Consider the following 23,835-nt stretch of genomic DNA (forward strand, 5'->3'; position numbering starts at 1 on the left):
GATGCGCGCCCTTCACATCAAGCTGCTGCGGGAGTTGAGGCGTTTGTGGGCGCAGGTGATCGCCATTGCGCTCGTAATGGCGGCGGGCGTTGCGACCATGACAATCGGCGTCGGCACCTACCAGTCGCTCGCCAACACCCGGGACGCCTACTACGAGACGCACCGCTTCGCCGACGTCTTTGCCGCCGTGACCCGGGCGCCGCGCCCGCTGCTCGCCCGGATCGCCGAGATTGACGGGGTACTATCGGCCGAGGGACGGATCGAGCGGGTGGCGACGGCCGATATCGAGGGGGTCTCCGCGCCGGCATCGGTCCTCCTCGTCTCCCTGCCGCGGATCGGTGAGCCAGTGCTCAACCGCCTGTACCTGCGCAACGGTAGGTTGCCAGAAGGACCGGGCGAAGCCGTGATTAGCGAGGTTTTTGCCAAGGCAAACGCCCTGGTACCTGGCTCGTCCGTCAAGGTGCTGATCAATGGCACTCTGCGCACCATCGCGGTGACAGGTATCGCCCTCTCGCCGGACTTCATCTACGCGATGGCGCCAGGCGAGATGCTGCCCGACGAGCACCGCTTCGGCATATTGTGGATGCAGGAAGCGGAGCTGGCAGCTGCGTATGGCCTCGAGGGTGCGTTCTCGAACGTATCGCTCCGACTGCTGCCCGGCGCTTCGGAAGCGCAAGCGATCGAGGCGCTCGACGAGTTGCTGGCGCCCTACGGCGGACGCGGAGCCTATGGGCGCGACCAGCAAATCTCCCACGTGTTCCTGGAGTCGGAACTCATCGGATTGCAGGCGATGAGCCAGATGCTGCCGCCGGTGTTCCTGCTGGTAGCGGCTTTTTTGGTCAACATCACCTTGTCGCGGCTGATTTCACTCGAGCGCGAGCAGATTGGGCTCATGAAAGCGCTCGGGTACTCCTCCTGGGCCGTCGCCCGACATTACATCGAGCTTGTGCTGCTGATCGCGCTGGTTGGGTGCGCCATCGGCTTTGCCGGCGGCTACTGGCTGGGAACCCAGCTGACCCTTGTTTACGCCAAGTTCTACAGCTTCCCGCTGCTGATCTTCAGCCGTGATCCAAGCACCTATGTCCTTGCCGCTGGAACGACCATGGGCGCCGGCGTGATTGGGGCAATGAACGCAGTCCGCAAGGCTGCCTGGCTGCCACCAGCCGTTGCTATGTCGCCGCCGGCACCGCCTGACTACCGCAAGGTTCTCGGACGCGGGCTGAGACAAGTCGTTCGCTTGCGGCAGACCTCGGTGATCGCGCTCCGGCACCTGCTGAGATGGCCGTGGCGAAGTGCTGGTGGCGTCCTCGGCGTTGCCCTCTCGGTCGCAATTCTCGTGGGCTCGCTGTGGACGGTCGGTGCCATGGAGCACATGATCCAGCTGACCTTCAATCGGGCTGACCGGCAGGATGCCACCCTGGCGTTCCAGAGCCAGAACACGCTGTCGGCGCTCTTTGCGGTGGAGCGCCTGCCCGGAGTGATCCGTGCCGAGCCCTACCGGGCCGTCGGCGTGGAGATCAGCAGCGGCCAGGTGAGCCGGCGTGTCGCCATTGTCGGCCGCCCGCTCGACGCCGATCTCAGCCGCGTCATCGACGAGAACGGACGCACTGTCCCGCTCCCTGGGAGCGGACTGGTCCTGTCGAAGGCGCTCGCTGATATCCTCGACGTACCGGCCGGCGGCACGGTTTGGATCAGATTGCTTGAAGGTGACCGCCGTGAGTTCGCGGTTCCCATAAGCGATGTGGTGGAGGGCTTCATGGGGCTCGGCGCCTACATGGAACTCGACGCGCTGAACCGGCTGGTCGGTGACGACACTGCGATATCCGGGGCAAACCTGACGATCGACCCGGCGCAGCAGGCGAACCTCTTCTCGGTGCTCAAGCGCACTCCCTCGGCCGGCTACATCGCCCTGCAGTCGATCGCTCTGAAGCAGTTCCGAAACACGCAGGTCCAGAACCTCTTCGTCATGATTGGGGTACTCGCCGGCCTGGCGGCGCTGATTGCCTTTGGGGTCGTCTACAACTTCGCGCGCATCTCGCTCTCCGAACAGGGGCGGGAGATGGCCAGTCTTCGGGTCCTCGGCTTCACGCGTGGCGAGGTCTCGTCCCTGCTCCTGGGCGAGATCGCCATCGTCACCCTCTTGGCCCAACCGCTCGGCTGGGCGATCGGCTACCTGATCGCGCTGGCCATGGTCGCCGGGTTCTCCAATGAGGTCTATCGGATGGCCCTGATCCTCGGGCCGGAGGTCTACGCCTACTCGAGCCTGATCGTCTGCCTCGCGGCAGTCGTGTCTGGCCTCGTTGTTCGCCGTCGGGTCGATCGCCTCGACATGATCGCAGTGCTCAAGACCAGGGAGTGACACCCATGTTCGGTCGCATAGTCATCGTGATTGCTACGCTCTTCATCGGAGCCGGGCTGGCATGGGCCTTGTGGCCCCGCCCTATCGAGGTTGAGACGGCCAGGGTCGAACGCGGCAGCTTCGACGTGATGGTCGAGGAGGAAGGTCAAAGCCGGATTCGCGAAGTCTTCACCGTATCGGCGCCGGTCACCGGCCAGTTGCAGCGTCTGAGCCTCCATGCGGGCGACACCGTGTTGGCCAACGAAACGGTCATCGCGATCATCAGGCCCGCCGGTCCAGGCCTCCTCGACGAGCGTTCGCGGCGCATCGCCCAGGCCACAGCCGAGACGGCGCGTGCTGCGGTTGAATTCGCGTCAACTCAGCTAACTCAAGCCGAGAAGCAGCTCGACTTCGCTGAACGGGCGCTCGAGCGCACTATCTCGTTATCGCAGCGTGGCCTGGTATCGGCGCAGGTTCTCGAAAAAGCCCAGTATGACCTCGACGTCGCCACTTCCGCACTGCAGAGCGCCAAAGCGAGCCTTGGAGTGCGCGAGAGTGAGCTCCAAAGCGCCGAGGCGGCCCTCATCGAGGGAGTCGGCGGCAGCGGAACCGACGCATGCTGCGTCGAGCTGAAGGCACCCGTTTCGGGCCGGATCCTGCAGGTACTGACCGAGAGTGAACAGGTCGTCCAGGCCGGCACGCCGCTCCTCAACATTGGCGATCCGGCCGACCTCGAGATCGCCGCGGAGCTCTCGTCGCGCGACGCCGTGCAACTTCAGCCCGGGGCGAAGGCGTCAATCGATGGCTGGGGTGGTCCGCCACTCGCTGCCGAACTCGTCAGGATCGAGCCCATGGCCGTCACCAAGGTCTCGGCTCTCGGCATCGAGGAGCAGCGAACGACGGCGACCCTCAAGCTCTTGGCCCCGCCCACTGAGTGGCAGCGTCTCGGCCACGGATTTCGCGTCGTGGCGCACATTGTCCGCTGGCGCGGCGAGGACCTGCTTACGATCCCCATCGGGGCGCTGTTTCGCCTCGGTGGCGACTGGGCCACCTTCGTTGTCGAGGATGGCAAGGCCACAGCGAGGCGCATCGAACTCGGCGAGCGAAACGCAGAGCTCGCCGAGGTGGTCGCCGGGCTCAAGGCTGGTGACGAAGTCATCCTCCACCCAGCCGACACGATCGTCTCCGGCACCGCTGTCGTCGTGTCGGTGCCCGCAGGCGAACAACTCTAGATGTTGTGAGACCTACGATGCCACCTCCTCGGGCGCACGGTATGGCAGCTTGAGCCAGATCAAGTCCAAGGACCGGGACAAGGTGCCAACTGGGATTTTCCCATAGCGGAGGAAGAAATGAACGACAGCGCACTTCGGCAAGACATTCTCGATGAACTCGAGTTCGAGCCGTCTATCGACGCGAACGATATCGGCGTGGCGGTGGAGGATGGTATCGTCACACTGACCGGCCATGTCTCCAGCTACAGCCAGAGGGAAGCGGTTGCGCGCGCCGTCTCGCACGTCAAGGGCGTGCGCGCGATTGCCCAGGAGATTGAGGTCCGTCTTCCGTCAATTACGGGCGATGCCGACGACGAAATTGCCAGGCGCGTGATCGACACCCTCAAGTGGAGCACACTGGTGCCGGACAACCGGGTCCAGGTCATGGTGCAAGACGGGTGGGTTACACTGACCGGTACCCTCGAATGGCACTATCAGAAGACAGGAGCCGGCGAGGCTATCCGCCACATCGACGGCGTACGCGGTGTCACCAACCTCATCACACTGGCCCCCAAACCCGCCTTCGGTGACGTCAGGAAACGCATCGAAGATGCATTGAGGCGCCGTGCCGAGGTCGAGGCTGACCAGATCCAGGTGGACGTTTCGGGCAACAAGGTGACGCTGACCGGCACGGTGCGCACCCTAAGCGAACGATCGGCGGTTGAGGAAGCCGCTTGGGCGACGCCTGGGGTACATTCGGTCGAAGACCGTCTCATCGTCTCCTAAGGACGACGCCACTGCGAGCGACGCGGGCGGGTCCGTCTCCCCTGCCCGAGGTCGAACCAAACTTGCCCGCGGCTGCCTCGCCGGACAGTTAAGCGCGCCGGCTGGTGCATCCTCTCAGGTGGCTCCCTGCGCTCCCGCCGGCCCGGCCTGCCATTGACCGGCAGGGTCGCTCTCGAGAACGGCCATAACGTTGCCCTCGGTATCCTTGAACGTGACCAATTGGCCCACGCCGGGGATCCGTGTCTTGGGTATGACGATCGACCCCCCTGCCTCGACAATCGTGGCGGCGGCTTTGTCTGCGTTGGCGACATCGATAGTGGGTACGGTCGTCTGCCAGGGCTCTGTCCGTTGCCCGATCCCGGCTCCCATAGCATTGGGGTCGGCGGAATCCACCGCCACGAGCCAATACGGCACCGGTCCATCGAGCCGAGTCACCGTCCAGCCGAAGGCTTGCCTGTAAAAGGCGGCTGCCCTTTCCGGCCGATCCGCCGAGATGTCGATGTGGACGAACCTGGGCATCATACGCTCCCGCAGCTGAAGCGGCGTCGCACAGGCGCCGCCCTGCTACGGTTACGCCACGTCCGGTTGAAGCGCTTGACCTGGGTCAAGCGGCAACTCGACGTGCCGTACTACCTTCCTGTCGAGGCAACACTCGACTTAGGGCGACTAATCCCGGGCGTCAGCACGCGTTTCCAGCGGCATGCAATAGATGCGGTGCAGCGTCTTCAGGATGCTCGCCACGCCGGCAGAGGCAAGGCGGTACTTGATCATCTGGCCATCGCGTCGGGTCGCCACCAGCCGCAAGGCGCGGAGTTTCGACAGGTGTTGCGACAGCGGGGATTGCGCAAGCTGCACGCGCTCCGAGAGCTCGCCGACACTGAGTTCCTCGTCGAGCAGATGACAAAGGATCAACAGCCGCTTGGGATTGGCCATAGCGGCAAGCAGTTCGGCGGCCTCGTCGGCCCGCGGCTCAAGTTCTGCGATATTCATGTTGACATATTAGAATATTCGAATATGTATGTCAACGAAGATGCACGTGCATCTCGCGGCACCCGAGAGGACAGTATGTCGAACGTCGGAAACCTGGATCGCATCATCCGCTTCATCCTTGGCGCAGTTCTCGCCGTCGCGCCCTTTGTCACCGGCTGGCCGATATGGTCGGACAGCCTGGCATTCTGGGGCGCCATCATCGCCGGCGCAGTTCTGGTCGCAACCTCTGCCCTAGGCTTCTGCCCGATCTACGCAGCATTGCGTCTCAGCAGCAAGCGCCAGCGCACCTGACCATTGGGAGAGACCTCATGACCGTCAAGCCAATTCCGTTCGCCGCCGAACTCACCGTCCGGCCCGAAGTGGTACCGTTCTTCGATCCGGCCACCAACACCATCAGCTACATCGTCCGCGATCCCAGTTCGACCGCCTGCGCCGTCGTCGATTCCGTTATGGATTTCGACTACGCGTCCGGCCACATCAGTTTCGAACACGCCGACGCCATCATCGCCCATATCCGGGACAAGGGCTGGACGCTGGAGTGGCTGATCGAGACGCACGCCCATGCCGATCACCTATCAGCCGCGCCCTACATCCAGCGGCACCTGGGCGGCAAGCTCGGGATCGGCGAGAACATCAAGGCCGTGCAGGAAGTGTTCGGCAAGGTCTTCAACGAAGGCACCGAGTTCCAGCGCGACGGCAGCCAGTTCGACCGGCTGTTCCAGGATGGCGACAGCTATGCGATCGGCGCGATGACGGTGCATGTGATGGCCACCCCCGGCCACACGCCCGCCTGCATGACGCATGTGGTCGGCGATGCCGCGTTCGTCGGCGACACCCTTTTCATGCCCGACGGCGGCTCGGCTCGGGCCGATTTCCCGGGCGGCGATGCGGCAACGCTCTTTCGCTCGATCAGGCGCATCCTGAGCCTCCCCGACCAAACGCGCCTCTTCATGTGCCACGACTACGGTCCGAACGGCCGTGAGATCCGCTGGGAGACCACCGTCGGCGACGAGCGCAAGCACAACATCCATGTCCATGACGGGGTGACCGAGGCGGAGTTCGTCCGGCTCCGCACCGCTCGCGATGCGACCCTGGCCATGCCCGCGCTGATCATCCCGTCGCTACAGGTGAACATCCGCGGCGGCGAGTTGCCACCCAAGGACGAGAGCGGTCGCACCTTCCTCAAGGTGCCCGTGAACGCCCTCTGACCCGCCCCTCAACCAACGAGACCTCAACCATGTGGCCCTTCTCCTCCCCTAGTACGAAAGACAAAACCGTGAACCACCGCAAGCTCGACGCCGACTTTGCTATTGCCGGCCAGATTACGCCCGAACACGTGCAGGCAATCGCCGATGCCGGCTTCAAGTCGATCCTCTGTGCCCGCCCCGACCAGGAGGAGCCCGGCCAGCCGAGCTTCGCCTCGATCGCCAGCGCGGCGGAACGGGCCGGCCTGTTCGCTGTGCATATCCCCGTTTCCGGCGGACTCACCGAAGGAGCGCTGATCCGGGCCGAGCAGGCGTTCAAGGAACTGCCCAAGCCCATGTTCGGCTATTGCCGTTCCGGCGCGCGCGCTGGTTCGCTGTACAGCGCCATCAAGAGCGCCGTCCGCTGATCCCTGCCAACAGGCCCGGCTCGGCCGGCCCCCCCGATTCTCGAGGCTATGCTGCTCGAACCGTTCCAGTACCTGCTCGGCGCCCTTTCCGGAGGGCTCGTTGGCTTGACGCTCGGGCTCTTCGGCGGCGGCGGTTCCATCCTGGCCGTGCCGCTGATGGTCTATCTGGTCGGGGTGCCCAGCCCGCATCTGGCGCTAGGCACCAGCGCCGTCGCGGTCGCGGCGAATGCCCTCGCCAACCTCTTCAGCCACGCCCGCCGCGGCAACGTCCGCTGGCGCTGCGCTGCGATCTACACTTCCGCCGGCGTTGCTGGCGCCTATCTCGGCTCGAGCCTGGGCAAACTGATCGATGGCGAGAAGCTGCTGTTCCTGTTTGCCTTGCTGATGCTGGTTGTGGGCGGTCTGATGCTGCGAACTCGCGCGAGGATTGCCAACCCTGCCCCCGCCTGCACGCTGGAGAACGCCCCCAAGACAGTCGGATACGGAGCCGCAACCGGTGTGTTCTCCGGCTTTTTCGGCATCGGCGGTGGCTTTCTCATCGTTCCCGGGCTGATCGCCGCAACCGGCATGCCGATCCTCTCGGCGGTCGGATCTTCGCTCGTAGCCGTCGCCGCCTTCGGGCTGACCACAGCGCTCAATTATGCCGCTTCTGGTCTCGTCGACTGGCCGCTGGCGGCCGTGTTCGTCGGCGGGGGCATTGGGGGCGGCATGCTCGGCGCCTTTGCGGCAGATCAAATCTCCAGAAGTCGCGGCCTGCTAAACACCCTGTTCGCGACGCTCATCTTCGGCGTGGCTTTGTATATGCTGTGGCGCTCTGCGGCGGCCTTGGGCGCTGCATAGCAACCGACACCCGCGCCACGGTCCAAACAGCGTCGAGATACGGCGTCGGCCGCCACAGCAAGCGCGAGAACGAAACCTCATGACCAGGATGAAGACCCATACGGAAGATCACCAGGTCGGGCGTATCGGTTGGCTCAGGGCCGCCGTGCTCGGAGCCAATGACGGCATCGTGTCGACGGCGAGCCTGATCATCGGTGTTGCAGCGGCCTCGGGGGACAAGGGCGCGCTTGTTGTCGCGGGGGTAGCCGGGCTTGTCGCCGGCGCCATGTCGATGGCGGCGGGTGAGTACGTTTCCGTGAGCTCGCAGTCGGATACCGAGGCTGCGAGCCTTGCCAAGGAGACGTGGGAGCTCGCGAACGCGCCCGCCTCGGAGCACGCTGAACTGACCGCCATCTATGTTGCTCGAGGACTCGAAGAATCGCTCGCCGGTCAGGTTGCCACGCAACTCATGGCCAAGGATGCGCTGGGCGCCCATGCTCGCGACGAGCTGGGCCTGTCGGAGATATCCGCCGCGCGGCCGGTGCAGGCAGCGCTCACCTCGGCCGTGACCTTCGCCATTGGTGCGGCGTTGCCCCTGCTCGCCGTCCTTGTGTCGCCGAGCGAGTGGATGATCTGGATCGTCGCCCTGGCATCACTGGCGTTCCTGGGCGCTCTTGGGGCAACTGGAGCCGCCGCGGGCGGGGCTTCGCCGTGGAAGCCGACCGTCCGCGTCGTGTTCTGGGGTGCCCTGGCGATGCTGATTACTGCCGCCATCGGCGCACTGTTCGGCACCGTCGTCTAGGGGCAGCCCGCAGCCGGCAAGGCTCCGCTTGTCGTCCGGTCAGGCTTCGTAGCCGTCGTTCTCTTGCTCCTCGTCCTCATCGTCGTCGTCCTCATCGTCATCGTGTTGGCGCGACGGTTTGGCCTTGGCAACAACGAGGTCTTCGGCAGTACAGAGCACGGTGCCGGTGACACGACGGCCGCCCGGCAGCATGAAGATGCCTTCAGTCTCGCTGCCCACGCCCGCCGCGAGGCAGTGGTCGTAGATGAGGTCGGGCGAAAGCTCGCTCCGGACGTCAGCAGCAGATGCCGGTACCGCGGCGAGTACGCAGATACCGCATGCCGTGGCAGCGATGGTAACGATGGTCTTGGTCATGATAGCTCCTCCTTTCAGGGGCTGGGGTAGTGGGCGAAACGGGCTGGGGTCATGGGGCGCGGAACATCGGTTACGCGCTCGGCGAACAAGACTTCGAGGCCAAGTGTGGATGCCAGTTCGCTGCCGCGCTTGGGACCGAGGACCATCAGGGCTGTGGCCCAAGCATCCGCCTGCATGCTGCTTCCGGCGCGAACGGTCACAGAAGATGGCCCGTCGCGGAGAGGTGCCTGCTTGAGCGGGTCGATCGTGTGGCCGGCGCGGGCATGACCGTGCTCGACGAAGTGCCGATAGTCGCCGGACGTAGCGAGTGCTGCATCGACGATTTCGATGACGCCGGCGGCCGCCCGGCGCCCGAACTCGGGGCTCTCCACAGCGACGCGCCAGTGCGATCCATCCGGCTTTGGCTGTCCCGCGCGCACTTCGCCGTCGATCGATACGAGGTAGCTCGATATGCCTCCTGTCTCGAGCACGCGAGCCAACTCGTCGACCCCGTAGCCCTTGGCGATGCTGGAAAGATCGAGTGTGATCGGAGCGTGTTTGCATACGCGTTTTCTGATCGGATCAAGCTCGAGGGCGAGATACGCTGGCGTTCGTCGCCTTGAACTGGCCGTTGCGATGGCGTCGGGATCGGGAACGCCGGCACCGGGCCCGAAGCCCCAGGCAGACACGAGGTCGCCGACGCCGATGTCGAAGGCCCCCTCGGAAAGCCGACCGACGTCCAGAGCAGACGCCAAGACGGTTGCCAGTTGGTCGGGCACGTCCAACCATGTCCCGGTCGGCTCGCGATTGAGCCGCATGAGATCGGAGTCCGGCTTCCAGGTGGACATCTGGCTGTCGACAGCATCCACGGCCCGTTGAAGGGCAATGTGCAGGTCAGCTAGAGGTCGTTCCTCCCGCGCGAAGAACACCGCCGAATAGCGTGTCCCCATCGTGGGACCATTGATTGCTCGCCGGACCAGGTTGGTTTCAGTACGCATCTTCGAGGTAAAGTCCCTTGCGTTTGAGGCCGTCGACGGAGAGGCCGGCCGGGGCGAGGCAGGCGTCTATCGCTTCACGCACTCCGCTCGCCATCTCGCGACCGCCGCAAACCATGATCTGGGCGCCTCGCGCGACCAGTTCCTGGATGGCAGCGCCTTCGTCGAGCAGACGATCCTGGACGTAGCCACCGCCTAGAACCCGCGAGAACGCAGTGGTGAGGGAAGCGAGGCGACCGTCGGCCAGCGCATCGCGCATCTCGTCGCGATAGAGGAAGTCCGATCCCGGATCGCGGGCTCCGAAGAACAGATGGACTGGGCGATGCCGGTTATTGCGGACGAACCCGGCGAGCGGTGCAACACCGGCGCCCGCGCCGATAAGGATCAGCGGTCGGCGGGTACGGTTGGGGCGGAAAACGGGGTTGGGCCGGATGAAGGCTTCCACCGCGTCGCCCGGGGCGAGTGCATGCAGGAATTCCGAGCAAATGCCGCTCGCCTGCTTGCGAACGCAGATCTCGAGCACGCCGTCCCTCGATGAACTGGCGAGCGAGTAGTAGCGCGGTACGTCGCTGCCTGGCGGCAGAATCCCCACGAGGTCGCCAGCCTCGAAATGCGGTAAGGTCCGTCCTCCGAGCCAACGGGGAAGACCTGGACGGCGATCCGGTACCGCGAAGCGCAACATCGCAACCGGGGCCTGCACCTCCACGCCGTAAAGCGTACGTTCTTGCAGAACGAGCCTCTGGGTGCGTGGGCGCGGGGGCACGTGGGAAAGCGCAAGCTCGATGCCCAGCCGTTCGCCTAGAATGCTGCCCCAGGCGGCGAAGTCCGCAGAGGACTGGCGGACGATGCCATAGAGAGGCAGGAGCGGCTGAAGCCCGCGATCGGCCAGCGCGGCCTCGACTTCCAACGCATAGCCGCAGAACTGCGGGAAGCTCTGGTCGCCGAAGCCGAGCACAGCGAAATCGAGGCGCGAGCCGAACGACCTGAGCCGGGTCAGGAACTGCCGGGCCGAGGCAGGCGCCGCACCGTCGCCATAGGTGGCGGTGAGGACAAGCAGGCGGCTCGCCTTGGGGTAGGCGCGACGGAGGTCGTTCATCGCGGCCAGGTGCACGCGGTGGCCATGAGCGCCGAGCGTCTCGTGAAGGCTCGCGGCGAAGCCCCAGGTGCTGCCGGACTCGCTGCCAACGAGAATAACTGTATCTGCATCGCGCGGCGACGCGTTGTGCGCAATGCGCGGCATGCTACGCCGGCGCAACCACCAGATCGCCGAACCGGTCACCGCCAGCGCCGGCGCGGCGAGAGCCCCGAGGCCGAGCAGCACCGCCAGAATCCAGGCCCCCTGCCCTGTGTGGAGCATGTAGATGAGCTCGTAGGCCTGCTGCCATGCGCTGTTGGGCGTATAGGAGATCAGTGCCCCCGTCGCCTGATCGACATAGCCCTGGCCGGTGCTGGTGGTGACGGTGAAGACGTCGCTGGCGTCGTCTGCAACGGGAAACACCAGCTCGCGCAGGTCGTTGAGCGAAATACCTGCCAGCCCGGAGAGCGAGGCAATGGGGGCCGGCGCCCCGTCGGCACCGGTCGGCGCGAAGGAGAACTCCGAACCGGAGCTGGGCACGAGCTCGAAATAGGCTGCCGACATGTAGATGCCGGTGGATGCGGTGATGAACAGCGCCAGCACTGCAGCCCGGGCGAGGTTGGTGTGCAATCGTTGCGCCCCGGTGCCGCGGGGCGCGACCAGGAGCTGACGCCAACCGCCCATCTTGCGGACCAGCAAACCGATGCCGCTCACCGAAAGTATCAGGATGGCGAGCGAGCCAAGGCCAGCGATGCCATGACCGGCCGAGCCGAGAAACAGCGAACGATGCAACTCGGAGATGAAGGAGAACACTGGCGAAGGCGCATAGGCGCCGATGACCGACCCGCTCGACGGGTCGATGATATCGGCTGTTCGGGTCGCCCCGTCCCGGCCATAGGCGACGAGCTCACCTGATGCCAGCCGCACGAGCCGCTCGGCGCCAGGCACTGCGTCGGTTACCCGCGCCGCGACTGCGGCGACACTCGGCGTGCCGACGCCCGGCGCGGCGGTGACCGTCTCGAGCACCGGCTGCAGCGACAACACGAAGCCGGTAATGGCCATGAAGATGACAAGAGCCAGGCCCGAGAGGCCTGCCAGGGCGTGCAGGCGGCGCATCTAACTGACCTACATGGTGATCGAGAGCTTGCTGAGATAGCCAGTGCCATCGACCGTAGTCGGGGTGGCGGTGACCGCGATCACGGCATCGTCGGCGTATTCTCCACCATCTTCGACTGCCGTATCGACATGCACCTGATAGCCGGCGTCGATCAGTGCATCAGCCAGATTGGCGTGCACGGTCAGCGTCTCGCCACCGCCGACGCTGGCACCGGTGATGCCGTCCAGGTTGAGCGCGCCGGCCTGAGACACCCCCTGAACCCAGCCACGCAGCGTGCCGTAATATTTGGTCTTGTGGCCAGAAACCCAAAGCGTTGAGTGATAGGCCCCGGACGGATCGGTGAGATAAACGGCCAAATAGGCCGCCCGACCCGAGTAGCGCACCATCTGTGCCTCCATTGTCACGTCCCTGGCCCAGGCCGTGGCGGGCGCGACCAGCGCAGTCGCCAGCATCAGCATCGCGGCAAGCTTCTTCATCTGCCAATCTCCATCGTATGCAATCCTGATGGGCGTTCGAACATGCCAACCTGACGTCAGGCTGAAGCTGCAGAGGTTTCTCGTTCAGGTTGGCGTAAGGTTGCGGGCCTAGGTGCAGACAAGGAGCTCGGGACCCTCTTTGCGCGTATTGCTGATCGAGGACGACCACGTATTAGGCGCGGCCATCCGCGACTACATGCTGTCGGCTGGCCATGCCGTGGATTGGATGCGGCGAATCGACGACGCCCGGCTTGCGCTCAGCGGCGTTCCGTATGAGTTGGTCCTGCTTGACCTTGGGCTGCCGGACGGCCGCGGGCTCGACCTGTTGCGCGAGCTGAGGAGAGTCGGGAACACGGTGCCGGTGATCATCACGACGGCGCAGGATCAGGTCGCCGTCCGCATCGAAGGACTCAATGCCGGGGCCGATGACTACTTGGTCAAGCCCTTCGATCTGGCCGAGATGAGCGCCCGCATCGCTGCAGTCGCCCGCCGCTACGGTGGTAACCCAATACCCACCGTCGTCTCTGCCGGGGTCGCCGTCGACCTTGCGCACCGCAAGGCCAGCGTCCACGGCGGGCCAGTCAGCCTTACGGCCCGCGAGTGGGCCGTACTAGAGCGGCTGTTGTCACGCCGCGGGGCGGTCGTGACAAAGTCGGAGATTGAGGATTCGCTTTACGCTTTTGGCGCTGAGATCGAGAGCAATGCCGTGGAGGTCTATATTAGCCGGTTGCGCAAGAAGCTGGGGCGCGAGTTCATTCACACCAGTCGTGGACTTGGCTACCAGGTGCAGGAGTGAAGCATCGACCCTCCATCGCCTCGCGGCTTGCGCTCGGCCTGAGCGCTGGAATGGCACTACTGTGGGCCGGCGCTGCCACGATCTCCGTATCTGTGATGCAGCACGAGCTCAACGAAGCCTATGATGACAGCCTGCGCGCGAGTGCGCTGCGGCTCCTGCCGCTGGCCGTTCATGACCTGAGAGAGCGCGACCACGGCGTGGACCGGTTGATAGTCAGCGGTGACCGGGAAGACGGCGATGGCGACGAGGACGACTTCCCCCGGGACGGCGTCAAGCACGACGCGAGCTTCACCTATTTCGTCCGGGACCAGGCCGGAACTCTGGTGCTGCGCGACGAGCACGCTCGTGACGACATCCCCGCCGGTGAGCCGCCGGAGGGTTTCGGCGAACTCGACGGGCAACGAACCTTCGCGCTCGATGATCTGCGATCCGGCTACTCGATCGTCATCATCGAGTTGAGTGATCGACGCGTCACGGCATTGCGGGACAGCGTCGCGGCTCTCGGCTTGCCGCTACTTGCCCTTATCCCTTTGATCGCCGGAGGTGTGTGGTTGGCTATGCGGCTTGCCTTGCGCCCGCTTGAGGCGCTCCGCCACGACATCGCACAACGGGACAGCCGCAACCTAGAGCCGCTGCATTCCGACCGCCATCCGGCCGAACTCGCACCCATTGCCGATGCGGTCGGGGCGCTCCTCGGACGGCTGAAATCTGCGCTCGACGCCGAGCGGGCCTTTGCAGCGCGCGGAGCCCATGAGCTGCGGACCCCCATCGCAGGTGCGCTCGCCCAGACGCAGCAGCTGGCAGACGAGCTTGCCGGGAAGCCCGAGATCGGGCGCGTACGCGAGATCGAGGCCGCGCTCAAGCGCCTGTCACAACTCTCTGAGAAGCTGCTGCAACTGGCCCGCATCGAAGCGGGCTTCGCGAAGGCCGACAGCGAGATCGACCAGTTGCCCGCACTGAAGATGGTCGTTCGCGACATAAACGCCAGCACGGCATGGCGCGATCGTGTGCGGTTCGACCCAGGCGCTGCAGAGACCCTTCCCGCAGCCATGGACCCGGACGGATTCGCCATCGTCTTGCGCAATCTCATCGAGAACGGCTTGAAGCACGGTGCGCCAACAGCGCCGGTGCGAGTGCTCGTCGGGCCGGCCAACACGTTGCACATCCAGAATGAGGGGGCTCCCCTCGATCCCGCAGAGCTCGCCCAGCTCGGCCGGCCCTTTGTGCGCGGTGGAACCACCGCCGATGGCAGCGGCCTCGGCCTCTCGATCGCAAGAGGGATCATTGAACAGGCGGGAGGAAGTTTGGCCCTGAGTTCCCCGGTTCCTGGCACGACCAGCGGTGTTGAAGCGGTGATCAAACTGCCGCGACGAGAGGCACAATGACCGACACGACAACCCTGCCCCAGTCGCCATGGATCGCGGCCCTTCCATTCTCGCCGCGACTGGGTCTTGTCGTGCTGGCCCTTGCCGGTCTTGCCACCGGCGGCGTAGCGGCAATGGCCGGATCGACCGATGCGTCGCGTGTGATCTGGTCAGGAGCGACACTGCCGATCCTGCTGGTACTGCTCGTGGAGATCGTCACCAGCTTGCGTAAAGGCTCGGTCGGGCTCGATCTCGTGGCCGCGCTGTCGATGACTGCGGCGCTGCTGTTCGGCGAGGCCCTCGCCGCCAATGTGGTGGGGCTCATGTATGCCGGCGGCCAGCTGCTCGAGCAGTTCGCCGAGGGGCGGGCTAAGCGCGAGCTGACGGCGCTGCTGGGCCGCGTTCCCCGTACTGCCATGCGCAAGCGTGACGGCACATTGGAGGAGGTGCCGATCGGCGAGCTTGTTCCCGGCGACCTCATTTTGCTCAGGGCCGGCGACACGTTGCCAGTGGACGGCAAGGTCGTTGGGACAACGGCCATTGTGGACGAGTCTGCCCTGACGGGCGAGCCGCTGCCGGTCAGCCGCATGGCGGACGAAGCGGTGTTGAGCGGCTCGATCAATGCCGGCGACGCCTTCGAGATGACGGTCACGCACCCCGCGGACGAGAGCACCTATGCGCACATTGTCCGCCTGGTGGAGCAAGCTCAACAAAGCAAAGCTCCCGTGGTCCGAGTAGCCGACCGCCTCGCCGTGTGGTTCCTGCTGGTGACTGTGGTGATCGCCGGCGCCGCGTGGTGGTCGAGCGGCGACCACCTGCGTGCCCTGGCGGTGCTCGTGGTCGCGACCCCGTGCCCCTTGATCCTCGCCCTACCGGTGGCCCTGATCTCCGGCATATCGAGAGCCGCCGGTCAGGGCATTCTCATCAAGAATGGCGGGGCGCTCGAAGCGTTGACCCGAGTGCGCACAGTCATCATCGACAAGACCGGCACGCTTACGCACGGAGTGGCCCATGTCGCTGATATCCGCACCTTCGACGGATGGCTGGGCGCAAACGAGTTGTTGCGCCTCGTCGCCTCGCTCGACCAGGCCTCCAACCACGTCATCGCGCAGGCGCTGGTCGCCGAGGCCCGCCGTCGGAAGTTGGTGCTTGAACCACCGTTGGCGGTGACCGAAGAGACTGGCGCCGGAATTTCGGGCCGCGTCGACGGGTACGAGGTGACCGCCGGGGGGAGCCGGTACGTAGCCGCCCGCAGCGAAGGCGATCCCTATGCCTTGCGGGCCGGACTGGAGTCTGGCGCCGCTGTCGTCGCAGCTGCTGTCAACGGCAGGCTCGCCGGCATCATCGTCCTGCACGACCCACTGCGAGACGACGCTGCCGACGTCATTGAGGGCTTCACGCGGCATGGCGTTCAGCGGATCGTGCTCGCCTCAGGCGACCGACAGGAAGTTGTGGATGCCTTGGCAACGCGAATACGCGTGACCGCCGCAATCGGCGATCTCACACCTGAGGCCAAGCTCGACGTAGTGCGGCGGGAGGCCGCGCATGCCCCCACGATGATGGTGGGCGACGGCGTTAACGATGCACCGGCGCTGGCAGCGGCCACGGTCGGTGTGGCGATGGGCGCACTCGGTTCGGCTGCGTCGTCGCAAACGGCCGGAGTCGTGATCCTGGTCGACCGCCTCGACCGCGCGTTGGGCGCACTCGAGATCGCAGCCCGTACTCGAGCAATCGCCACGCAGAGCGTCGCTGGCGGCTTGCTTCTATCGCTTGCAGGAATGCTGTTCGCGGCGTTCGGTTTCCTGCCGCCAGTGGCCGGAGCCCTGTTTCAGGAAGCCATCGATATTGTGGTCATCCTAAACGCCCTCAGGGCTTTGCGGTGATTTGAGGCGCACCTCGTCTGTCGTTGCTTGTCGGGGGACCCATCTCAACACCCGTAGTGCCAATAGCGTATTCCACCGGCTGGGTTGGCCCGCCGTCTCCATGGCAAAGTGCGTTTCTCCCGGGTGAGCGCTTGCCAACAACCACCGCCCGTCTTCACGCTGCCTCGATACCAGTTCAGCGACGGCGTCTGACATGCGCGGGTCCCAAAGGGAGCCCGAGGCGCGAAAGTAGTCGAGGGCTCGGAGGATGTTGTACTTCCATCGCGGGGGGTAGCTCAGCCGCAGGAAGTCCTGTCGGATAATGAGGCTCGTCCGATCTGATTTGAACAGCCGGTGCCGAAGGAGGAACTCTCGCCCCTCCTCGGCAGCGTGCTGCAACTCCGTGATCCGGTAGTTGTAGCCGTTCTGAGCATATTCGCTGATGCCCTCGAGCACGGATAGCGTGGAGTGCATGGAGCTGTGGTGCGCGCCGGAGCGGTTCAACCGGCAGTTGAAGCCACCATCGGTCATCCGCTGCGCGAGAATGAAGTCGACTACGCTTTCGAGCTCGTTCTCGGGTACGCCAAAGTAGCTTGCGTAGTTGAGAAACATGCCGTTCACGCATACGTCGCTTACCGGGATCGATCTCCCGGGACCAATGCCACCGTCGGCCTTCTTTTCCTCGGAGACTATCTTGCGGACGCTTGCTCGAATGAGCGGATGCACTGGCGAGATCGCCAGCATCTTCAGGTCGAGCAGTGTGTAATGAGAACTCGTCCACTTGGGCTGGTAGAAGCCACGCCCCCAGGACTGGTCGGCATTCCTCCGCGCCAGAAAGGCCGCCCCCCAGCCTTCCGTTGCGATCCTGCTTTGCAGTGCTGCATCGGCATGGCCTTCCAGATCGCGTCGAGCCTGATACTGAACCGAGACATCTCCTGCTTCGAGCCAAGCGATGGTCGTGGCTGAGGGGGTAACTGGTGAGGGCGAGAGGGAGGCCGGGGGCGACACATTGGCGAAGCTGTGTCGGCGGTCGGCCCCGTCCGGACCGACATGACCCAACTGCGGCTTTGTCTCAACCCGTGACAAGATGAACTCGACCCGCTGCTCAACCGGGAGGACGGGCACGCGCTCGACGGGATAGCCAAGGCCCTCGTAAACCTCGATCAGCATCGCATGAATCTCGCGCTGAGCGACGGAACTCTCGGTTCTTGCATAGTCCTCCGCAAGCGGCAGCAGATCGAGCACGAATACCTTTCGGTACGACGTCGTCTTCAGCGCTGCCAGCAATTCCGGTTCGGGCTTGAGCCCTAAGTACCGATAGTAGGCCAGGGAATCGGGAAGAGCACGGTCCAGAAAGTACAGCTCGTCAGGATCAAGTGCTTGCTCCTGCTTCAGCTGCATCATCAGCACAGATCTTTGAAACTCACGCTGGTTCGCACGAATTTCAGCTACGCTTTTGCCTGTGACCCGCTGGGTGTCGATGAAGTGGCGAGCGTGTTCGATGGTCGTGCGATAGCCGCGCTGAGCCAGCAGGCGGATCATCGTTGTCTTGCCCGAACTAGGGCCACCGGTGATGACATGCCAGTTCGTCATTGTCGCACCATGCCACGCCGGCATTCCGCCGAGCGCAAGAATCCTCAAGCATCCCCGCGATCAAGGTGAGGATCGCCCTAATCGACGAAGTGCGGGTGTTTAAAATCAATGGGTTAGCGGGAAACGGAGTCACCGTAACTCGCGGAGGGTACCCCCGGCCAGTCGGTTACCCACCATTGGCTGCGCTTGCGACGTGACGCACGACTGCCGGCAGGCTCATGTTGGTCGGTCCCCGCGCGCTTGTGATCGTCAGCCTGAGTTGGCGCGTTGTCACGGCGTCGAACGATCTGATGCGGCGGTAGCCGATCGACTGCAGCTCTGCCATCTCGACCCAGCGGCCGTCCACGAGCTGGGCTTCGACCAGCAGCCCGTCGATCTGCTGGCCATCGGCGATATCTTCGGCGACGATGACCCCATCGATCACGATCGGCTGGTCCCAGGCGAGCACCAAGGACGGTCGGTCGGCAGCGCCGGCAGTTCGCCAGCTGCGCGCGGTCAGCTGGCCGCCAGACACCGACAGCTGCGCTTCTGAGGCAACGTCGCGCGCCGTAAGGCTTTCGATGCGTTGTCCGAGCGCTGCCAGCGTCCGGCGATCCGGGTCGGCGATCCGGCCATTGGCATCGGGCGGCACGTTGAGCAGGAACGTCGCGTTGCCGCCGACGCTGCTGCAGTAGATATCGAACAACTCGTCGACTGATCGTACGTGGTCGTCCTCGCTCGCGTGATAGAACCACCCATGGCGGATCGAGGTGTTCACCTCGGCCGGATACCAGACGAGCGGATCACTGCTGGCAAGGATGGCCTCACGGCTGCCGAGGTCCTCCTCATCGGAACGCACCTGGCGCGAGAAGCCGCCATCATCGGCCTTCTGCGATCGCGATGCTGTCCGCTCGGCGTCGCGCAACGATGCCGGCACGACGCTCCATTCGTTCTGCCGCGTATGTCCAGCCTCGTTGCCGCACCAGCGGACGTCCGGGCCACAGACGCTGATCACGGCATCAGGCTGCAGTTCGCGCACCGCTGAGAAGTAGCGGTCCCAGTCGTAGAGCTGGGTCTTGCCGTTCGGGCCTTCGCCATTGGCGCCGTCGAACCAGACGGAGAACACCGGTCCATAGCCGGTCAGCAGCTCCCGCAACTGGCCGACGAAGAAATCATCGTAAACCGTTCCAGCGCCATAGCTTTGCTCGGTCCGATCCCAAGGCGAGAGATAGACGCCAAACTTCAGGCCGTGAGCAGAGCAGGCCGCTGCCACCACGGCGACGACATCGCCCCTGCCCTGTTTCCACGGGCTCGAAGCGACGGAGTGCGAGGTGAGCGCGCTCGGCCACAGGCAGAAGCCGTCATGGTGCTTGCAGGTGAGGATCACGCCCCTCATGCCGGCGGATTTCAGGCTCTCCACCCACTGGTAGGCGTCCAGCTGTGCCGGGTTGAACAGCGCCGGGTCCTCGTGCCCGAGGCCCCATTCGCGATCGGTCATGGTGTTCATGCCGAAATGGATGAAGCCGTAGAACTCAAGTTGCTGCCACGCGAGCTGGCGCGGCGTGGGCCGCACTGCGGATGCCTCTGCAATGCGGTCGATCTGGGTGGTCAATTGTGGTTCCGAACGAAGGCGCTGGCGGGAATCTGGACGCCACCATCCACATACGGGACGTCGATGGCAACCGTTCCTAGAACAGCCCGCCGCGGCCCAGCGTCATATCCGTTGCGGCCGGGTCCTGGCCCTGCTGGATGGCCTGGAAGGCGTTCGAGTCGACGCCGATCACCGAGGTCACGAGGTTCGGGCCGGTGCCCGGCTTGAACGCCTCGTAGATCGCCTGGTCACCACCATTGGCCTTCACGCCGGTGCCCGGATCGATCCAGACCTGCGCCATGCCGCCGGGCATGTTGAACGGGGTCGGCGGCTTGCCCTTGAGTGCCTCGGCGACGAAGTCGGTGAAGATCGGCACGGCCATCTCGCCGCCGGTGGCCTGCCTGCCCATGTTGCGCGGCGTGTCGAAGCCGACATAGACGCCCACCGCCAGTTCCGGCGTGAAACCGATGAACCACGCGTCCTTGTAGTCGTTCGAGGTACCGGTCTTGCCTGCTACGGGACGGCCCAACGACTTGGCGCCGGTACCGGTGCCGCGCTGCACGACACCTTCCATCATCGAGGTGATCTGGTAGGCCGTCATCGGGTCGAGCACCTGCTCGCGATTGTCGATGATCAGCGGCTCGCCCTGGCTGTGCCAGCCGTCCGCCACGCAGCCGTCGCAGACGCGCTCATCGTGCTTGTAGATGGTCTTGCCGTAGCGATCCTGGATGCGGTCGATCAGCGTCGGCACGATCTTGCGGCCGCCGTTGGCGATCGTTGCGTAGGCTGAAGTCATGCGCATGTCGGTCGTCTCGCCGGCGCCGAGCGCCATGGCGAGCACCGGGTTCAGGTCGTCGTAGATGCCGAACATCTTGGCGTAGTCGGAAATCAGCGGCATCCCGAGATCTTGCGCTAGGCGCACGGTCATGACGTTCCGGCTGCGCTCGATGCCGCGCCGCAGCGTCTGCGGGCCGTAGAACTCCTGCGCGTAGTTTTCCGGCCGCCAGATCGAGCCGTCGGCGTTCACAACTTCGACCGGCGCATCGAGAACGACCGAGGCCGGCGTATAGCCATTGTCCAGCGCCGCCGAATAGACGATCGGCTTGAACGACGAACCAGGCTGGCGCATCGCCTGGGTGGCGCGGTTGAACTCAGATTCGGCGTAGGAGAAGCCGCCCACCATGGCGAGCACGCGGCCGGTGCGCGGGTCCATGGCGACGAGGGCGCCTTCCAGCTCCGGCACCTGTTCGAGGGTGTAGGCCCCTTCCCTATCGGCGAGCTTCGAGACGTAGATCACGTCGCCGGGCTTGAGGAGCGAGCCGAGCTTCTTGCTGACCCACTTCACGTCCGGACCGGACAGCGTGCCCGTGGCACGGTCGGCCACGACCTTGCCCTCGACATCGGTCTCGGGCCTGAGCCCGATGCGGGCATCGTTGTCGCCCATCTGGAGCACCACGGCCAACTGCCACTCCGGGACGTCGCTGAGCGGCTTGACCGCATTCACCGCCACGCCCCAGTCGCCGGAGATATCAACGGTGGCCACCGGACCGCGGAAGCCTTCGCCGTGGTCGTAGCTCGTGAGGCCATGCATGAGCGCCTTGCGGGCAAATTCCTGCAGGTGCGGGTCCAGCGTCGTGCGCACGCTCAGACCGCCGCCATAGAGTTCGGCCTCGCCATAGAGCTTGCCGAGCTGCCGCCGGACTTCCTCGGTAAAGTACTCTGCCGAGTAAACCTGGCTGCCCGAGGTGCGCGGCTTGACGTTCAGCGGTTCGGCCTTGGCCTTTTCAGCATCCGCGGTCGTGACATAGCCATTCTCGACCATGCGATCGATCACCCAGTTGCGGCGCTCGATCGCCTGCTCGGTGCGGCGGAACGGGTGGTAGTTGTTCGGGCCCTTGGGCAGCGCCGCGAGGTAGGCCGCTTCACTGAGGGTCAGCTCGTATAGCGCCTTGTCGAAATAGTTGAGCGCGGCCGCGGCGACACCGTAGGAGTTCAGACCGAGGAAGATCTCGTTGAGGTAGAGCTCGAGGATCTTGTTCTTCGAGAACGTCGACTCGATGCGGAGCGCCAGGATCGCTTCCTGGATCTTGCGGTCCCAGGTCTGCTCCGAGGTGAGCAGGAAGTTCTTTGCCACCTGCTGGGTGATGGTCGAACCGCCACCCTGAATGGAATCGTTGCCGTCGATGCGGGCCATGACGTTGTCGCGCAGCGCGCGGATCACGCCGTCCACGGCAATGCCGGAGTGCTGGTAGAAGTCCTTGTCCTCGGCCGAAATGAAGGCGTCGATCAGCAGCGGCGGGATCGTCTCGATGGGCTGGAACAAGCGGCGCTCGCGCGCATACTCGGCCAGCAGCGTGCCATCGGCGGCGTGGACGCGCGTCGTCACCGGCGGCTGATAGTCCTTCAGCACCGTATAGTCGGGCAGGCTCGCGTTGAGCTGGTTGAGATACACGGCGCCCACCGCGACAGCTCCGAGCGCACAGAACACGCCGAAACCGAACAGCCAGCCGAGAAGTCTGAGCATCAGTACCTGAACCTTGGAGCGAGCGCCTCCGGAGAGGCCGGATCAGGCGCGATAGACTGCGGCATTATACCAGACAAGGGCGGAAATGTGGACAAAGCCGTCTTTTCAAGAACTTGCGAGCACCGGCTCGGCCCCGCCGTTGCCATTTCGTCACTGCGGCGCCGCGGCCGTCTTCTGCGTCTGGTCGAAATAATCGGCCACGCCGCGCGCCAGCGCATCGACCACCCGGTCGCGCCAATCCGACTTCTGCAGGTTGGCAATGTCGGAGGCGTTCGACAGGAAGCCGAGTTCGACGAGGATGGACGGCACGTCCGGCGCCTGCAGCACGAAGAAGTCGGCCTGCCGGACCGGGAATCGCCGCAGCGCCACGCTCGGTTCGAGCTGGTGGATGATGGCCTCGGCGGCGAGGAAACTCGATTTGCGCATCTCGCGGCGCATCAGGTCGACGAGAATATCCATCACCGCCGGAGTGGCCTGGGGCACCGCAAATCCCGCGACGATGTCGTAGCGGTTCTCGCCGTCCGCCAGCACCTTGTCGAGCACGTCGGTGGCATTCTCGTCGCGGGTATAGACGCTGGCGCCGCGGATATCTGGCTCCTGGAAGCTGTCGGCGTGCAGCGACAGGAACAGGTCCGCCTTGTTGGCCCGGGCAAGATCCACCCGCTCGTTGAGGGTGAGATAGGTGTCGTCCTCGCGCGTCAGGGCGACGTCGAACCGTCCGGAGTCGATCAGGATCTTCTGCAGCTGCAGCGCGAAAGCGAGCGTGATGTCCTTTTCGTGCACACCGTTCGGGGCCGAAGCGCCGTTGTCGACGCCGCCGTGACCGGGGTCGATCACGACCAGCGGGCGGGTCGTTGCCGCCTCGATATGAGTGCCCGGGTTGGTCGATTGCGTCGGCGGCGGTGCGCCCTGGTTGGCAATGGAAGCGGCAAGGTCGGCCGCGACCTTCATCTCGAATTCCTGCTGCGTGGCAGGGATGATGTCCACCACGAGCCGGGCCGGCTGGTCCGCCACCGCGTCGAGGATATAGGCCTGCTGCACCTGCGCCGGCGCGCTCAGGGTCAGGGAGGTACGCGCCCTCCCCTTCTCCGCCATCTCGATGCTGTAGCTTGAAACAATGCCTTTCCCCGCCACGTCGGCCGGGGCCAGGATCTTGAGGTCGAACGCCTTGACGTCGATTGCGATGCGGTTCGGACCATCAAGGGAAGCGATGGCGAACTCCGTGGGGCCGCTGAGATCGATGATCAGGCGTGCCCGATCCGCCGTCGAGGTCACGCGGGCGTCGATGACATCCGGGTAATCCTCGATTGATTCGAGCTGCGCATAAGCCGGCAGGGCGGCAAACAGACTGAGGATCAGCACCAGCAATACGCTGGCAACATTCGTAAATCCGCCGGAATGGCCGTCGGAACCGGCAGACTTCAACAAGGCGACGATGCTCCCCTGAACCACGTCCATACACCAGACCAGTCCGGCGATTCTGCGGCGTTACGATCCGGAAGTCGATATTGCAACAATGTGATCACGTCCGAACCCGGGCGTACGCGAGCGTTTGGAGTTTCCTGTTGCCAA

General features: G+C 64.7%; 21 protein-coding genes. 11 read left to right on the forward strand and 10 right to left on the reverse strand.

Features of this window, described 5'->3' with window-relative positions:
• The first annotated feature begins 1 nt into the window (after window position 1).
• The 3 genes from ACOYW5_RS02965 (at window position 2) to ACOYW5_RS02975 (ending at window position 4,335) form a co-directional block, all read left to right on the forward strand.
• On the forward strand, window positions 2-2,359 hold the full coding sequence (locus ACOYW5_RS02965) for an ABC transporter permease (RefSeq protein WP_423067771.1): 2,358 nt from the start codon (window positions 2-4) through the stop codon (window positions 2,357-2,359).
• Between the two features lie 5 nt (window positions 2,360-2,364).
• Window positions 2,365-3,570 carry an efflux RND transporter periplasmic adaptor subunit gene (locus ACOYW5_RS02970; RefSeq protein ID WP_423067772.1) on the forward strand — a complete coding sequence of 402 codons (1,206 nt, stop codon included), beginning with the start codon at window positions 2,365-2,367 and terminating at the stop codon, window positions 3,568-3,570.
• 117 nt (window positions 3,571-3,687) lie between these two features.
• The gene (locus ACOYW5_RS02975) at window positions 3,688-4,335 is read left to right on the forward strand and encodes a BON domain-containing protein (protein ID WP_423067773.1); all 648 of its coding nucleotides are present in this window, start codon (window positions 3,688-3,690) and stop codon (window positions 4,333-4,335) included.
• 114 nt (window positions 4,336-4,449) lie between these two features.
• On the opposite strand, the gene ACOYW5_RS02980 is transcribed toward ACOYW5_RS02975, so the two are convergent.
• Together ACOYW5_RS02980 and ACOYW5_RS02985 are read right to left on the reverse strand one after the other, a co-directional pair.
• Complete coding sequence (locus tag ACOYW5_RS02980) at window positions 4,450-4,854, reverse strand: VOC family protein (RefSeq protein WP_423067774.1); 405 nt, start codon at window positions 4,852-4,854, stop codon at window positions 4,450-4,452.
• A 147-nt stretch (window positions 4,855-5,001) separates the two neighbouring features.
• On the reverse strand, window positions 5,002-5,325 hold the full coding sequence (locus ACOYW5_RS02985; RefSeq protein WP_423067775.1) for an ArsR/SmtB family transcription factor: 324 nt from the start codon (window positions 5,323-5,325) through the stop codon (window positions 5,002-5,004).
• Between the two features lie 75 nt (window positions 5,326-5,400).
• Between ACOYW5_RS02985 and ACOYW5_RS02990 the strand changes: the two genes are divergently transcribed.
• From ACOYW5_RS02990 to ACOYW5_RS03010, 5 genes are all read left to right on the forward strand, one after another.
• Window positions 5,401-5,616 (forward strand): YgaP family membrane protein, encoded by a 216-nt coding sequence (locus tag ACOYW5_RS02990; protein WP_423067776.1) that lies wholly within the window; start codon window positions 5,401-5,403, stop codon window positions 5,614-5,616.
• Between the two features lie 17 nt (window positions 5,617-5,633).
• Entirely contained in the window at window positions 5,634-6,533 is a 900-nt protein-coding gene (locus ACOYW5_RS02995) for an MBL fold metallo-hydrolase (RefSeq protein WP_423067777.1), read from the forward strand.
• Window positions 6,534-6,601: 68 nt separating this feature from the next.
• Window positions 6,602-6,937: a TIGR01244 family sulfur transferase gene (locus ACOYW5_RS03000; protein WP_423067778.1), complete on the forward strand. Its 336-nt coding sequence runs from the start codon at window positions 6,602-6,604 to the stop codon at window positions 6,935-6,937.
• Between the two features lie 48 nt (window positions 6,938-6,985).
• On the forward strand, window positions 6,986-7,777 hold the full coding sequence (locus ACOYW5_RS03005; protein ID WP_423067779.1) for a sulfite exporter TauE/SafE family protein: 792 nt from the start codon (window positions 6,986-6,988) through the stop codon (window positions 7,775-7,777).
• A 79-nt stretch (window positions 7,778-7,856) separates the two neighbouring features.
• Window positions 7,857-8,558, forward strand: a complete 702-nt coding sequence (locus tag ACOYW5_RS03010) for a VIT1/CCC1 transporter family protein (RefSeq protein WP_423067780.1) — start codon at window positions 7,857-7,859, stop codon at window positions 8,556-8,558.
• Window positions 8,559-8,597: 39 nt separating this feature from the next.
• On the opposite strand, the gene ACOYW5_RS03015 is transcribed toward ACOYW5_RS03010, so the two are convergent.
• The 4 genes from ACOYW5_RS03015 to ACOYW5_RS03030 are packed head-to-tail and all read right to left on the reverse strand — an operon-like array spanning window position 8,598 to window position 12,554.
• Window positions 8,598-8,912 (reverse strand): hypothetical protein, encoded by a 315-nt coding sequence (locus tag ACOYW5_RS03015; RefSeq protein WP_423067781.1) that lies wholly within the window; start codon window positions 8,910-8,912, stop codon window positions 8,598-8,600.
• Window positions 8,913-8,926: 14 nt separating this feature from the next.
• Window positions 8,927-9,889 carry an FAD:protein FMN transferase gene (locus ACOYW5_RS03020; protein ID WP_423067782.1) on the reverse strand — a complete coding sequence of 321 codons (963 nt, stop codon included), beginning with the start codon at window positions 9,887-9,889 and terminating at the stop codon, window positions 8,927-8,929.
• Window positions 9,879-12,077, reverse strand: a complete 2,199-nt coding sequence (locus ACOYW5_RS03025; protein ID WP_423067783.1) for a PepSY domain-containing protein — start codon at window positions 12,075-12,077, stop codon at window positions 9,879-9,881. Before ACOYW5_RS03025 ends, ACOYW5_RS03020 begins: the two co-directional genes overlap by 11 nt.
• Window positions 12,078-12,086: 9 nt before the next feature.
• Complete coding sequence (locus tag ACOYW5_RS03030) at window positions 12,087-12,554, reverse strand: DUF2271 domain-containing protein (RefSeq protein ID WP_423067784.1); 468 nt, start codon at window positions 12,552-12,554, stop codon at window positions 12,087-12,089.
• A gap of 139 nt (window positions 12,555-12,693) precedes the next feature.
• Here ACOYW5_RS03030 and ACOYW5_RS03035 point away from each other — a divergent pair, with 139 nt between their 5' ends.
• The 3 genes from ACOYW5_RS03035 to ACOYW5_RS03045 all read left to right on the forward strand — a co-directional run bounded on the left by ACOYW5_RS03035 (window position 12,694) and on the right by ACOYW5_RS03045 (window position 16,597).
• Window positions 12,694-13,350, forward strand: a complete 657-nt coding sequence (locus tag ACOYW5_RS03035) for a response regulator transcription factor (protein WP_423067785.1) — start codon at window positions 12,694-12,696, stop codon at window positions 13,348-13,350.
• 95 nt (window positions 13,351-13,445) lie between these two features.
• On the forward strand, window positions 13,446-14,735 hold the full coding sequence (locus ACOYW5_RS03040) for a sensor histidine kinase (protein ID WP_423067786.1): 1,290 nt from the start codon (window positions 13,446-13,448) through the stop codon (window positions 14,733-14,735).
• Entirely contained in the window at window positions 14,732-16,597 is a 1,866-nt protein-coding gene (locus ACOYW5_RS03045) for a heavy metal translocating P-type ATPase (RefSeq protein ID WP_423067787.1), read from the forward strand. Before ACOYW5_RS03040 ends, ACOYW5_RS03045 begins: the two co-directional genes overlap by 4 nt.
• Here the strand turns inward: ACOYW5_RS03045 and ACOYW5_RS03050 are convergent.
• The 4 genes from ACOYW5_RS03050 to ACOYW5_RS03065 form a co-directional block, all read right to left on the reverse strand.
• On the reverse strand, window positions 16,571-18,193 hold the full coding sequence (locus tag ACOYW5_RS03050; protein ID WP_423069394.1) for an AAA family ATPase: 1,623 nt from the start codon (window positions 18,191-18,193) through the stop codon (window positions 16,571-16,573). The genes ACOYW5_RS03045 and ACOYW5_RS03050 overlap by 27 nt on opposite strands.
• A gap of 142 nt (window positions 18,194-18,335) precedes the next feature.
• Window positions 18,336-19,760 carry an alpha-L-fucosidase gene (locus tag ACOYW5_RS03055; RefSeq protein WP_423067788.1) on the reverse strand — a complete coding sequence of 475 codons (1,425 nt, stop codon included), beginning with the start codon at window positions 19,758-19,760 and terminating at the stop codon, window positions 18,336-18,338.
• 76 nt (window positions 19,761-19,836) lie between these two features.
• Window positions 19,837-22,263, reverse strand: a complete 2,427-nt coding sequence (locus ACOYW5_RS03060; protein WP_423067789.1) for a penicillin-binding protein 1A — start codon at window positions 22,261-22,263, stop codon at window positions 19,837-19,839.
• Between the two features lie 150 nt (window positions 22,264-22,413).
• Window positions 22,414-23,721, reverse strand: coding sequence for an N-acetylmuramoyl-L-alanine amidase (locus ACOYW5_RS03065; RefSeq protein ID WP_423067790.1), 1,308 nt, complete (start codon window positions 23,719-23,721; stop codon window positions 22,414-22,416).
• Between the last annotated feature and the right edge of the window lie 114 nt (window positions 23,722-23,835).

The organism is Devosia sp. CN2-171 (genome assembly GCF_049354815.1).
Lineage (GTDB): Bacteria > Pseudomonadota > Alphaproteobacteria > Rhizobiales > Devosiaceae > Devosia_A.

Excerpts from the sequence above, each read along its gene's own strand:
- ACOYW5_RS03065 (WP_423067790.1), bottom strand. The coding sequence starts at position 23,721 with ATGGACGTGGTTCAGGGGAGCATCGTCGCCTTGTTGAAGTCTGCCGGT.
- ACOYW5_RS03060 (WP_423067789.1), bottom strand. The coding sequence starts at position 22,263 with ATGCTCAGACTTCTCGGCTGGCTGTTCGGTTTCGGCGTGTTCTGTGCG.
- ACOYW5_RS03025 (WP_423067783.1), bottom strand. The coding sequence starts at position 12,077 with ATGCGCCGCCTGCACGCCCTGGCAGGCCTCTCGGGCCTGGCTCTTGTC.
- ACOYW5_RS02965 (WP_423067771.1), top strand. The coding sequence starts at position 2 with ATGCGCGCCCTTCACATCAAGCTGCTGCGGGAGTTGAGGCGTTTGTGG.
- ACOYW5_RS02990 (WP_423067776.1), top strand. The coding sequence starts at position 5,401 with ATGTCGAACGTCGGAAACCTGGATCGCATCATCCGCTTCATCCTTGGC.
- ACOYW5_RS02995 (WP_423067777.1), top strand. The coding sequence starts at position 5,634 with ATGACCGTCAAGCCAATTCCGTTCGCCGCCGAACTCACCGTCCGGCCC.
- ACOYW5_RS03040 (WP_423067786.1), top strand. The coding sequence starts at position 13,446 with ATGCAGCACGAGCTCAACGAAGCCTATGATGACAGCCTGCGCGCGAGT.
- ACOYW5_RS03030 (WP_423067784.1), bottom strand. The coding sequence starts at position 12,554 with ATGAAGAAGCTTGCCGCGATGCTGATGCTGGCGACTGCGCTGGTCGCG.
- ACOYW5_RS03020 (WP_423067782.1), bottom strand. The coding sequence starts at position 9,889 with ATGCGTACTGAAACCAACCTGGTCCGGCGAGCAATCAATGGTCCCACG.
- ACOYW5_RS02975 (WP_423067773.1), top strand. The coding sequence starts at position 3,688 with ATGAACGACAGCGCACTTCGGCAAGACATTCTCGATGAACTCGAGTTC.
- ACOYW5_RS03015 (WP_423067781.1), bottom strand. The coding sequence starts at position 8,912 with ATGACCAAGACCATCGTTACCATCGCTGCCACGGCATGCGGTATCTGC.
- ACOYW5_RS03045 (WP_423067787.1), top strand. The coding sequence starts at position 14,732 with ATGACCGACACGACAACCCTGCCCCAGTCGCCATGGATCGCGGCCCTT.
- ACOYW5_RS03010 (WP_423067780.1), top strand. The coding sequence starts at position 7,857 with ATGACCAGGATGAAGACCCATACGGAAGATCACCAGGTCGGGCGTATC.
- ACOYW5_RS03050 (WP_423069394.1), bottom strand. The coding sequence starts at position 18,193 with ATGCCGGCGTGGCATGGTGCGACAATGACGAACTGGCATGTCATCACC.
- ACOYW5_RS02980 (WP_423067774.1), bottom strand. The coding sequence starts at position 4,854 with ATGCCCAGGTTCGTCCACATCGACATCTCGGCGGATCGGCCGGAAAGG.
- ACOYW5_RS03005 (WP_423067779.1), top strand. The coding sequence starts at position 6,986 with ATGCTGCTCGAACCGTTCCAGTACCTGCTCGGCGCCCTTTCCGGAGGG.
- ACOYW5_RS02970 (WP_423067772.1), top strand. The coding sequence starts at position 2,365 with ATGTTCGGTCGCATAGTCATCGTGATTGCTACGCTCTTCATCGGAGCC.
- ACOYW5_RS02985 (WP_423067775.1), bottom strand. The coding sequence starts at position 5,325 with ATGAATATCGCAGAACTTGAGCCGCGGGCCGACGAGGCCGCCGAACTG.